This is a genomic window from Microcystis wesenbergii FACHB-1317 (assembly GCF_014696875.1).
GTDB lineage: Bacteria > Cyanobacteriota > Cyanobacteriia > Cyanobacteriales > Microcystaceae > Microcystis > Microcystis wesenbergii_A.
This window is the reverse complement of sequence record NZ_JACJQV010000196.1, coordinates 1-12,086: the sequence shown is the minus strand read 5'-3', so window position 1 is coordinate 12,086 and position 12,086 is coordinate 1. Positions and strand designations below refer to the sequence as shown.

The following is a 12,086-nucleotide window of genomic DNA, read 5'->3' as shown; positions in this document are numbered from 1 at the left end:
TTATGCGGCCTCTAGGGGAGCCATGGTTAATCCTTCCCGTCGCAATTGTTGGTGATAAAGTTCCGCTTGTTCTTGGGGACCTGTCCAGACAATTGCCTGTCCTTGGTAGTGAACTTGATTAGTTAATTCCCAAGCTCGATCGGTGGTCATATCCGGGATATATTTAATTAAACAATTGGCCACATGATCGAAGGTGTTAAAGTCATCGTTGAGAACAATAACTTTATAGTTGGGATAAGTCTTTTTGACAACTTGGGTGGACTTATCTAAGGTGGTACTAGGTGCGCTGGCCATAAAAGTTACAATAGGTCAAGGTTTTTGCGGTTAAATTCGAGCATTTTGACAACAATTAAGCGGCAAAAGCCACAGAATTATTATTCAAAACCCGGCGATAGTAATTTAATAATTGTTTGGTGGCCGCTTGCCATGCCCATTTTTCCGCTTCTAGGCGCGCATTTCGTCGTAATTCCTCTCTTTCTGCCTTGGCGGTTAGTAATCTTTGGGTGGCACTAATTAAACCTTTTTCATCCCTAGGATCGAAGAGATGACCATTAACTCCATCGGTGACAATATCGGGAATTCCCCCCGAATTTGCCGCCACCACCGGACAACCGGCAGCCATGGATTCTAAGAGTACCAAACCGAGGGTTTCTGTGCGTGAGGGAAACAGAAAAGCATCTGCGGAAGCAAAAGCGGAGGCTAATTCTAACCCCTGTAAATAACCGACAAAATGGGTATTTGTATCGGCAAAATGACTTGTTAAAGCTTCCCGATGGGGACCGTCTCCCACAATGGCAAATCTTGCTTCGGGAATCGCTTCTAATACTGGTTTAATGCGATCGATTTCTTTTTCGGCCGACACTCGACCAACGTATAATAAGAGAGGACTATCGGGGTTATTTTGGGATAATTTCAGTCTCATGGCCGGGGATTTTAAATGAGGTTGAAATAATTCCGTATCGACTCCCCTTTGCCAAAGCTCTACTTTTTCAATGCCACGACTAGATAATTCTTGTACCATAGCAGTGGAAGTGCAGAGATTTAAACTTGCTTGATTGTGGGCCAATTTTAATAATTCCCAGAGTAATCCTTCTAGGGAACCTAATCCATAGTGTTGTAGGTATTGGGGGAGATGGGTATGATAGGAAGCGACGAGAGGAATGTTCATCGTTTTGGCAAAATAAATACCTCCCAATCCTAAAACAGCCGGGTTAACCACATGAATAATATCAGGTTTAAACCTCTCTAAAGCTTGACCGACTGAAGGCCGGGGGAAAGCCATTTTTAATTCCGGATATAGGGGTAAGGGAATCCCTGTAACTCCATGAATCTTAGCACCTTTGTACTCTTTTAAACCGCCATCGGGAGAGAAAACCAATACCTGATGACCTAATCTTTGTAGGTGTTCAACGGTATGTTTAAGACGGGTGACAATGCCATCGATTTTTGGTAAGAAAGTTTCTGTAAAAAGAGCAATTCGCATAGAGAAAACAAGGTTAAGTAATAATTAAGGGCAAGCTTTTTGAGATAGCTAGGAATAATTACTGAATTTCTCAAGGCAATTAACTCCCCAATTAATCATAGATCAGAAAGGCCAAAGGTTTTAATCACTCGATCGCTACCTTCGATAACCACCGTCGCTCGATAATTATCGCCGATTGCTGCTGTCCATAATTGCCATTCCCCCGCCACATTGTCTAATTTTAAGGGATTAAGGCCCACTTCCACTCGATCGAGTCCCCCGCTAATTCCCGTTCCCACTGCCTTTAAATAAGCCTCTTTTGCCGTCCATAACTGAAAAAATAACTTTTCCTTCTCTGCGGACTTTTCAACAAGCTCATGTTCCTTAGCACAAAAAAACCTTTTTGTCAAGCTATCTAAATCTTTCACCTCGCGCATTTTCTCTAAATCTACCCCGATGCGAGCGGTTAAAGTCAAGCCACAGATGGCCATCTCCTCGGAATGGGAGAGATTAAACTGCAATTGGTAGTTAATACTCGGTTTTCCCCGTTCACTGTAGATAAACTCGATTTTTTCGGGACTTATGGTCAAATATGACCCTAAAATCTCCCGTAAACATCCCCTAGCCACCAAAAAACGCCGCTTGTGTTGGGGAAAATGGTAACGATTAGCTCTAATTATTTCATCTTCCGAGAGCAAAGAAGCCAGTTTTTCTAGTCTATCCCCAGAGGGATCAAGACTGATAAAATAGAGATGAACCTCATCGGTAGATATAAACATTAAACTCAGAAGCGATCAAATAATTAATTATCGGTAAATTTTACCGTAAAATGAGAATTGCCGACTCAAGAATTTATCCACCTTCTAACTCTTGACTTTGCAGCACACCTATGAACTTTTTTCATACTGAAGACCACCTCCAACAGTTCGGTACAGATATTTTAGAAACAACTTGGCGAGAATTTACCCAATTAGCTCAAGAACAAATTGCCCTAACTTGGATAGTATATGATCCTCCTGTTATCGTCAACACGGGGGGAGCAATTTCTCACGAAGAATTCTGGAAATATTCCCCCCGCGGATTTAGCTATCGCGGACAAGAAAGAACCTATCCCGCTAGTTTAGTGAAATTATTTTATCTAGTAGCGATTCATGAGTGGTTAGAGGGGGGGATGATTGCCGAAAGCCGCGAATTAAATCGCGCCATTCGTGACATGATTGTTGACTCTAGTAATGATGCTACCAGTTTAGTTGTAGATCTGGTTACGGGAACCACTAGCGGTCCAGAAATTTCCGCCGGTCCCTTTGAAACTTGGAAGCAACAACGCAACATAGTTAATCGTTATTTTCAATCCTTAAATTGGCCAGAATTAGCGACAATTAACGTTAATCAAAAAACTTGGTCTGATGGTCCCTATGGACGTGAACGCGCTTTTTTAGGGGAATTAATGGAGAATCGCAATATGTTAACTAGCAATGCAGTGGCGCGTTTAATTCATACTATTATCGGGGGGATTGCTGTTTCTTCCCAACGTTCTCAAATGATGATGTCTTTACTAAAACGAAGTCTTAATCCTGCTGATTGGACAAGTCAAGGAGATGATACACAAATCTTAGGATTTTTGGGACAGGGATTACCAGAAAATAGTCAAATTTGGTCAAAAGCTGGTTGGACAAGTCAAGTACGTCACGATGCAGCTTATATTGAAATTCCCCATCATACTCCCTATCTCTTGGTGGTATTTACCGAGGGAAAAGATAACAGTCAAAATCGCTCAATTTTACCTTTTATTTCCCAGAAAGTAGCCGAGAAAATTATGCAGTTTAATTAATTTAACCTGTGGGTAGGATAGTTTTCTCTGTCATTGTCAAAAGTGTTAGATAAACATCCTACTGCCATAGATATGTAAATTTACAGATGTGCATCTCAATATATAGCTTTTCTGGGATAGATGGGGTTTGTTCTTGCAGCTGAAATATCCGTTGAGTAACTCACAGAAAACGGGTTTCTCGGAGAAACCCGTTTTCTCCTCATGCACTCATGCAAAAAGGGGAATAAATAATCAGTCTTTAATAACCAGATTTAGTATGAGGATTTAGTCTGTGCTTCACCTTGACGAGAATGGCTGTCATCATTTAAACTAACAATAAGTTATTTTTAAGTATTTCCTCAAATCTGTGACTTTTAATCCTCACTATTGTCATAACGAAAGGGAAGTGGAGAGTAAATTAATTGTCCAGTATTTACTCCCCAAACTAGGCTACAATCCCGAACATTGGTATCAACAAGTTAGCTTCGGTAAAGTACGCTTAGATTTCCTTGTTTCCGCTCAAAAACCTATCAACAAAAAGCAGTTTTTATCCTCTCACTGTCTAATTATCGAGGCTAAAAATCCCAGAGAAAAGCTCATCAATCATCGTCACCGCTTAGGTTATTATCTCAACTACTTTAAAGTGCAGTGGGGATTATTAACCAATGGTTATGAGATTCAACTTTATCAAAGAAAACCCGATAAAATTTATTTGGTTTTTAGATGTTCTGGGTTAGAAATTTCCTCTCACTTAGAACAGTTAAAATCTCTGATTGGCTACGAAACCTTATCCCTAGGCATTCCACCGCTCAATTCTCCAATAATCAACCACAGAAACCCCATGAAAACCATCGCAATTTATCATCATAAAGGTGGTGTTGGTAAAACCACCGTCGCTACCAATCTAGCGGCAGCTTTGAGTAAAAAAGGTAAGCGAGTATTATTAATTGATATTGATGCTCAAGCTAATAGTACCTTTGCCGTTGGTTTAATTAAGTTTCAATTCGACGATGACGATGATTTAAAAGATAAAAATGTCTTTCATTTGCTAGATAACAGTAACCGCATTTTTATTGAGAATATTGTCAGAAAGTCTCAAGGATTCAATCATCCAGAAATTGATGTTATTCCCTCTCACATATCTTTAATTGCTAACCAAGCTAAAATTAAAGATAATGCAGCGGTATTTGCTAGATTGGCAAGAAAATTAGAGAAAGTAAATAATCAATACGATATTGTAATTATTGATGCACCTCCCGCACTTGATTTATATGCACGCATTGCTTTAATTGCAGCTGACTATCTAATAATTCCTTCAGATCTTAAACCATTTTCTAATCAAGGATTAGATAGCGTTAAAAACTTTGTTCAAGAAGAAATCAATGAAAGTCGTGGAGATTTGGGTAAACCAACCCTACAAATTTTAGGCGTTTTACCTTCCAAAATTTCCACCCATGCTCAATACTTAAGATATAATTTTCCCAAACAAAAACAAGTGATTCCAGACAAATATAATTTACCTTTGATGGAATCGACTATCTCGGAAAGAATGCCTTTATCTCGCTGTATAAATCAATACGTTACCGTGGGAGATTTACAAATTCCTGCCCCCCAATCTATAATCGATTATGCCGAACATCAAGCTGATGCAGGAGTATCAGCAGCAGAATTTGAAGCCTTAGCATTGGAAGTTTTAGCTAAAATAGGAGTTAAGTAGATGTGTAAATTTTTACAAGTCGATATCACTGATATTAATCCTTCCGTTGCCAGAGAAACCTTCTCCGAAACTGAATTGGAGAATTTAGCCAATCTTATTATTGAAATGGGTGGACTTATTCGCCCTGCTATTCTCAAAAAAGCTGATAATAAAAAAGTTGATGAACGTTATAATATTATCAGTGGAGATTTAGAATATTATGCTTCTGTCATCGCCAATCAGAAAGTTCCTGACATCGAGATGATTAACGCTTTTGTAGTTGATAAAGAAGCGGAGAATATCGCTTTACAGCAAATGCAGTTATTATCTCCTTCTCCTGGGTTAATTACCACGCCTGAAAAAACAGATAATCCTCTAGAATTGAGGATGAGTAATCTTGAAAAACGATTAGAAACCCAGCTACAAGCAATCCGAGAGGAGTACCAAAAAGAAATCAAAAGACTGGAAGAAAAAATTATTTCTCCTCCTCCTCCTCCTTCTAAGTCGATTTTAGAGCTTTTGAATAGCTGTGATGCTAATCAACTTAAAAAAGCGGGAATAAATAGAACAGTTACCGCAAATTTTCTAAAGGAGAAGCCCTTTGTTTCTCTTAATGATATCACTGAGCGAGTAGATAAAATGGGGGCAGCAACTCTGATCAAATTAATGGATTATTTATTGACTTCTAATTGATTTTTGTGGGTGTGTTGAGATGCTTTAACACACCCTACCGATGGGTGTTATAATAATGGAAGATCAGGAAAAAATCCCGATCCGATAGCCGGCAAAGATTAACTAGAAGACGGGTGAAAAGAGAAAAATTATGACAACTACCCCAGTAATTACTGCTTCTTTAACAATTCCTCCCCTAGAAAACGGCGATAAATTAACTCGATGGGAATTTGAACGACGTTATCAAGGGATGCCCCATCTCAAAAAAGCGGAATTAATTGAAGGAATTGTTTATATGGCATCTCCCCTCAGATTTGAAAGTCACGCCGAGCCTCATGCTAATATTGTCGGATGGTTAGCTCTCTATAAAGCGGCGACTCCCGCTGTTAGATTGGGTGATAATGCCACCGTGAGATTAGATATTGATAACGAACCCCAACCGGATGCCCTATTAAGAATTGACAAGGGAGGACAATCGACAATTAGTCAAGATGATTATGTAGAAGGAGCGCCGGAATTAATTGTCGAAATTGCCGCTTCTAGTGCTTCCTACGATGTTCATCAAAAATTAAATGTTTACCGTCGCAATCAAGTCCAAGAATACCTAGTCTGGCGGTTTTATGAACAAGAAATTGATTGGTTTCGGCTACAGGCAGGAGAATATATTAAACTAGAACCCGATAGTGATGCCATAATACGCTCCCAAATCTTCCCTGGTTTATGGCTAGATAAAAACGCTTTATTAATGGGCGACTTAGGAAAAATTTTAGTGATTTTGCAGCGGGGTTTAGAAACAGCAGAACATCGAGATTTTGTCAATAAACTAACTGTCAATCACAGCTAGATTTTAAAATTAGACAATTATTCTTGATCCACTGTCGTATAATTACAGAAAGAGTGAGCTAAGACGCATTTAAACCGCCTATCCTTAGATTAGCCGAATTTTCCCCGCCCCCCCCAACCCCCCCGACGTCGGGGGGGCTTGCCTCTTGCCTCTTGCCTCTTGCCTCTTGCCTCATCTCAACCAGCAATTTAAATGCGCGGGCAGCTTATTTATGTCAAATCTAATCCTTTTCTGGCATCGTCGCGATTTACGTCTCTCGGATAATATTGGACTGAGTAAAGCTAGGGAGCGCAGTCCGAAAATTATCGGGGTTTTCTGCCTCGATCCTGCTATTTTAGAAGGGGATGATATCGCCCCGGCTAGAGTTGCCTATCTCCTCGGTTGTCTAGAGGAATTAGAAAAAAATTATCGCCAAAAAGGTAGTCAATTACTGATTATTCGCGGCAACCCCAGTCAAACACTGGTCAATTTAGCCAGCGATTTATCGGCAAAAGCAGTTTTTTTTAACCTCGATATCGAACCCTACGCGCGTCAACGGGATCAACAGGTAATCGCCGCTTTACAAACAAAAGGAATTGAAGTAGAAACCTTCTGGGATCAACTTCTCCATGCCCCCGGACAAGTCCTCACCCTCTCAAAAAGTCCCTACACCGTATATACTCCTTTTTGGAAAAATTGGAGCCAATTAACCAAAGCCAGCCCCAAAACCCTAGAAAACCTGCAAGGATTAGACGAAAATGAGGGGGAGAAACTCACAGAAACTATTAACTTACCAACCCTAGAAAATTTAGGTTTTACTTGGCAAAACCCCTTACCCCTCACCCCCGGAGAAAAGGCCGCCCACAGCAGATTAGAAGAATTTTGTCAAGGGGTTATTAACAATTATCAAGAAGATCGTAACTTCCCCGCTTTCGATGGCACCTCGCGCTTGAGTGCCGCTTTAAAATTTGGGGCGATTGGCATTCGCGCAATTTGGACGGCAACCCTAGAATTATTAGAAAATTGCCGGGCTGAGGAAGCAAAAAATAGTATTATCACTTGGCAGCAAGAGTTAGCTTGGCGGGAATTTTACCAGCATTGTCTCTATTTTTTCCCAGAATTGGCGGTCGGTGCTTATAGAAAAGAATTTCGTCATTTTCCTTGGCAGGATAACGAAGAACATTTTCAAGCTTGGTGCCAGGGAAAAACCGGCTATCCGATCGTTGACGCGGCGATGCGACAATTAAATGAAACGGGATGGATGCACAATCGTTGTCGCATGATCGTGGCGAGTTTTTTAACCAAAGATTTAATTATTAACTGGCAAAAAGGCGAAAAATACTTCATGCAGAAACTTTTTGATGGCGATTTAGCCGCTAATAATGGTGGTTGGCAGTGGAGTGCCTCTAGTGGCATGGATCCGAAACCCTTAAGAATTTTTAATCCCGCTAGTCAGACACAAAAATTCGATCCGGAAGGGGAATATATTCGTCAATGGTTGCCGGAATTAGCTTCCGTAGATACGGAATATTTAGTAACTGGGAAAATCCCCCGTTTAGAAAGACATCGTTGTGGTTATCCTGAGCCAATTGTCGATCATAATCAACAACAAAAAGAATTCAAACGACTCTATAGCAATCAGAAGCCAAAACGGTAACTAGGGTTTGCGGCAAAAAGTTTTTCGTGGGGACAGGGTGTGGGGTGTGGGGTGTGGGGTGTAGGATGTAGAACGTAGGTTGGGTTGAAGCATGAAACAACGCCCGCTCATGTTAAGCTACCGCTAACCCATCCTACAAATAATTGTGCCTCCCTACTTAACTAAAGCGACGGTAAAACTAGCTACTTTTGACCGGCTTTAATCTGGTTCCAAACATCCTCTAAACTTAGATATAACACAGGCACAACAATTAAACTCAACAGGGAAGAAGTGACTAAACCTCCCACAATCACCATCGCCATGGGTTGCCGCAATTCCGCACCAGTACCCAATCCCAAAGCGATCGGAATCATGCCTAAAATTGTCGAACAAGTGGTCATTAAAATCGGTCTTAACCTAATCATTCCCGTTTCTAAAACCGCTTCCTCCCGACTCCAACCCTGTTGACGCAATTGGTTAGTATAATCCAGCAATAACACAGCATTTTTATCGAGTAGTCCCAAGAGGAAGATAAACCCGATCAGAGAAATCATACTAAACTCACTACCCGTTACCAATAACCCCAACATTGCCCCCACAATCGCTAAAGGTAAACATAAAGCGATGACGATAGTTTCTAGCAGTCTTCTGAATAATAACCATAAAACTCCTAACATTAAAATTGTCGCTAGGATTAAAGTGCGACCAAAACTGCCCAAAACATCGCTACTTTGAGAAGAAGTACCCCAACGCTGTAAAGTTATCCCTTCCGGTAAAGGAATCCCTTCAATTTTAATCGCCGCATCTTCTAATCCTAAATCGGGACTAAGATTAGCACTGAGAAAAATCGCCTGTTGACCATTTAAACGCTCGATCGCCAAAAAATCCCCCCGCTCATTTAATCTAGATGATAGGGAAATATCCTTTAAACCGGCGATTTTAGCAGCCTCAACCCGCAATTTCTCGGCGCTATCGCGCAATAGCTGCAAATTATCGCTTTTAATCGCAATTTGGATCGGCTTTTCCGCTTCCGTCTGCACAAAAGGAATGTCCTCGACACTGACATTCACCCCTCTAATTGTCGGTAAAATTTGCCGAATCCGTTGCTGCACCGCACTGGTGTGAGATTTACGATCGCTCTTCAGTTTAACGTGAATTTTGCCACGATTCGGCTCACCCCGTAAACCGGCGATCATAAAAGTCGATTCCACTTCCCCATCCTGCAAAATCGGCGCTTCTAATTTGCTGCCATCGCGGATAGTGCGACGCAAAAGAAAACTTTCGGGAGAACTCGCTAACTGAGAAATCCAAGCGAAACTATCGCTAGAACTCTTAGCCGTCGGTTTATTAGGGCTAATTTGCGTTATTTTCGGCAAAGGGGACGTATAAACCAGATTAAACTCGCCGCGATCGAGTCGGGGAATAAATCCCCTAGAAATGAAAGGAATCAAGGCAATACCCGCAAAAAAGGTAATTAGGGCAATAGCAATGACCAGCAAACGATGACGCAGTGACCAGTTTAAGAGCCGTCGATAGGCGTTTTCAATCGGTCGCTTTTGTTTCGTCATTTTTGCCCGTGACTGCGGTTTCAGCCAATATACTGCCAAAACTGGCGATAAAGTTCTGGCGATCAACAGAGAAAAAATCACCGCAGCCGAGACAGTTAAACCGAAGGGTTGAAAAAACTGTCCCACCGCACCCCCCATAAAAGCCACGGGTATAAACACGGCAACAATGGTTAAAGTGGAAGCAGTCACAGCTAATCCGATCTCCCTTGTCCCCTTGAGTGCCGCATTTTTCGGGGTTTCCCCCGCGTCGATTAAACGGGAAATATTCTCCACATCCACGATCGCATCATCCACGACAATGCCAATCACCAAAGCGAGAGCCAGCAGCGTCAGGGTTTCCAGATTAAACCCATAGATGGCCATGATAATGAAAGTCCCCAAAAGAGATAGGGGGATAACCAGAGCAGAAATGATTGTAGCGGCGAAACTGCCTAAAAATATCAATATCACCAGCACTGACAGCAAAACTGCCAAGAGTAAATCATCGATCGTGCCTTGTAGGGCAGCGCGAATATATTCCGCTTGGGTTTCAGCTAAAATTATCTTGACATCGGGCAGTTTTTGTGCTATGTCTTTAACCAGTTTTTCTGCGACCGCGGCCAGATCGAGACTATTGGCGGCACCTTTTTTGATTACCTGCACTGCGATCGCTTCTTGGCCATTAAAGCGCACCAGCGTGGGTAATGGTCGGGTTAAGCTTTTATGGGGATTATCTTCCCTAACTGTACCTTGACCGAGTAAATTAACTTTAGCCGTACCTGGGAGAGCTTTTAAGGGTGGAATTAAATTATCTTGGGCGATTTGGCTTAATTCTTCTATAGTTTTCTGCTCACTCACCAGCGCATAGGTGACTGTTGCCGACTCATTTAAATCAACGGGGATAACTTCCGTAGTAGCTTGAGGGGGTAAAGGGACTTGCGAGATAGCCTGTTTAACTGCTGCGGTGGCCTTGTCTAAATTTGTGCCAATTTTAAAGAAAATACTGATTACTGACTGTCCGGGGGCAGTAGTCGAAGAAATATCACGACGACCGGGGAGAGAGAAAAGGGGATTTTCTAGGGGTTTAGTTAATTGCTGTTCCGTGGTGATGACAGTAGCTAAATCCGCTTGAGCGTTAATTATTACGACTGGAAAGCTGATATCGGGGAAAAGAGCGTATTTTAAGGAACTAAAAGCTAAAATTCCCGCCATGGCCACCGCTAACCAGAAAGCAATGGTTAACCTCGGTGCATTAATCGCTATTCGAGAGATATTCAGACGTTCTCGCCATGATTCTTTCATCTTTGTTGAATAAGTGGGGTGTGGGGTGTAGGGTGTAGGGTGTAGGGTGTGGGGTGTAGGGTGTGGGGTGTGGGGTGTGGGGTGTGGGGAGTTTTCTCAGTGAACTGATAACTGATAACTGATAACTGATAACTGATAACTGATAACTGATAACTGATAACTGATAACTGATAACTGATAACTGACTCCTAACCCCATGGTAGATGTTGGATTTTTGCAGGAGTTCTATTTTCCGACAAAGATAAGTAAAAATTATTTATTGACTGCAAAAACTTGAGAATATTTAAATTAACATTCCGCAATATTTATAGATTCTTAAGAATTAATTGAGAAAGATTTTTATTTAACAACGACGTTATGCTGGGTACAGCGATTTGATAGAATTTCATAGTGGGTTATTCTGTGCTTTTTTGGGCAGCAATGGTTGAAACCCTTGCCACACCTAGAAGGTGATCCTAATTAAGACGGGTAAATCAGTCATTTTCACCCACAACGATGATCTTTTTTTTGTGTATTTTTATTGCAAAAAAAAAGTTTTTTTGACAAAAAGCACAAAGTATGATACGGGAGAGGGGAATTATGAATTATGAATTGGGGAGAGTGATTGCCTTTATTTAGAAAACGGGTTTCTTCGAGAAACCCGTTTTCTGGACTTGCAAGGGGTACATAGGATAGCATTTGTATAATTCTTATCAAAATACGGAGAAAATATGACTCTAGTTATTTCCCAAGAAGTGATTAAAGCAAGTGGTTTATCAGAGGATGAACTGTTGAAGGAAATTGTTATTATGTTATTCCAACAAGATAAGATTAGCTTAGGAAAAGCAAGTGAGTTATTAGGTATTAATCAAATCAGGTTTCAACGGCTGCTTTCTGAACGAGGAATTTGTATTCACTATGATGTTGCTGAGTTTCAGGAAGATATTAAGCATTTAAAAGAGACAGGTTGGCTATGATTATTATTAGCGATACTTCTCCTCTCAGCAGTCTTGCTCTTGTTGGTTATCTGTCAATCTTAAAAGATATTTATAGCAATTCTCTGACTTATGAGGTACAGTAGCAACAGTGAGTAAACCAATTGCGAATATCTTTTTGAGTAACTTCTAACATAGCCAATTCAATCCCTTCTATTAAGTCT

At 41.0% G+C, this 12,086-nt stretch carries 10 protein-coding genes; 6 read left to right on the top strand and 4 right to left on the bottom strand.

Annotated elements, in window-relative coordinates; translation table 11 throughout:
• The 3 genes from clpS to H6F92_RS19775 form a co-directional block, all read right to left on the bottom strand.
• Entirely contained in the window at positions 1-294 is a 294-nt protein-coding gene (gene clpS / locus H6F92_RS19785) for an ATP-dependent Clp protease adapter ClpS (RefSeq protein ID WP_002765336.1), read from the bottom strand.
• A 55-nt stretch (positions 295-349) separates the two neighbouring features.
• Entirely contained in the window at positions 350-1,483 is a 1,134-nt protein-coding gene (locus H6F92_RS19780; RefSeq protein ID WP_190359181.1) for a glycosyltransferase family 4 protein, read from the bottom strand.
• 95 nt (positions 1,484-1,578) lie between these two features.
• Positions 1,579-2,241 carry a 4'-phosphopantetheinyl transferase family protein gene (locus H6F92_RS19775; RefSeq protein WP_190359180.1) on the bottom strand — a complete coding sequence of 221 codons (663 nt, stop codon included), beginning with the start codon at positions 2,239-2,241 and terminating at the stop codon, positions 1,579-1,581.
• Between the two features lie 110 nt (positions 2,242-2,351).
• On the opposite strand from H6F92_RS19775, the gene H6F92_RS19770 reads away from it, so the two are divergent.
• From H6F92_RS19770 to H6F92_RS19750, 5 genes are all read left to right on the top strand, one after another.
• Entirely contained in the window at positions 2,352-3,293 is a 942-nt protein-coding gene (locus tag H6F92_RS19770) for a serine hydrolase (RefSeq protein ID WP_190359179.1), read from the top strand.
• 346 nt (positions 3,294-3,639) lie between these two features.
• Complete coding sequence (locus tag H6F92_RS19765) at positions 3,640-4,989, top strand: ParA family protein (protein ID WP_190359178.1); 1,350 nt, start codon at positions 3,640-3,642, stop codon at positions 4,987-4,989.
• Positions 4,990-5,661, top strand: coding sequence for a ParB N-terminal domain-containing protein (locus H6F92_RS19760; RefSeq protein WP_190359177.1), 672 nt, complete (start codon positions 4,990-4,992; stop codon positions 5,659-5,661).
• A 130-nt stretch (positions 5,662-5,791) separates the two neighbouring features.
• Positions 5,792-6,484, top strand: a complete 693-nt coding sequence (locus H6F92_RS19755) for a Uma2 family endonuclease (protein ID WP_190359176.1) — start codon at positions 5,792-5,794, stop codon at positions 6,482-6,484.
• A 211-nt stretch (positions 6,485-6,695) separates the two neighbouring features.
• Positions 6,696-8,120 (top strand): FAD-binding domain-containing protein, encoded by a 1,425-nt coding sequence (locus H6F92_RS19750; protein ID WP_190359175.1) that lies wholly within the window; start codon positions 6,696-6,698, stop codon positions 8,118-8,120.
• 182 nt (positions 8,121-8,302) lie between these two features.
• On the opposite strand, the gene H6F92_RS19745 is transcribed toward H6F92_RS19750, so the two are convergent.
• Complete coding sequence (locus H6F92_RS19745; RefSeq protein WP_190359174.1) at positions 8,303-10,948, bottom strand: efflux RND transporter permease subunit; 2,646 nt, start codon at positions 10,946-10,948, stop codon at positions 8,303-8,305.
• 710 nt (positions 10,949-11,658) lie between these two features.
• On the opposite strand from H6F92_RS19745, the gene H6F92_RS19740 reads away from it, so the two are divergent.
• Entirely contained in the window at positions 11,659-11,904 is a 246-nt protein-coding gene (locus H6F92_RS19740; protein WP_190359173.1) for a UPF0175 family protein, read from the top strand.
• The last annotated feature ends 182 nt before the right edge of the window (positions 11,905-12,086 follow it).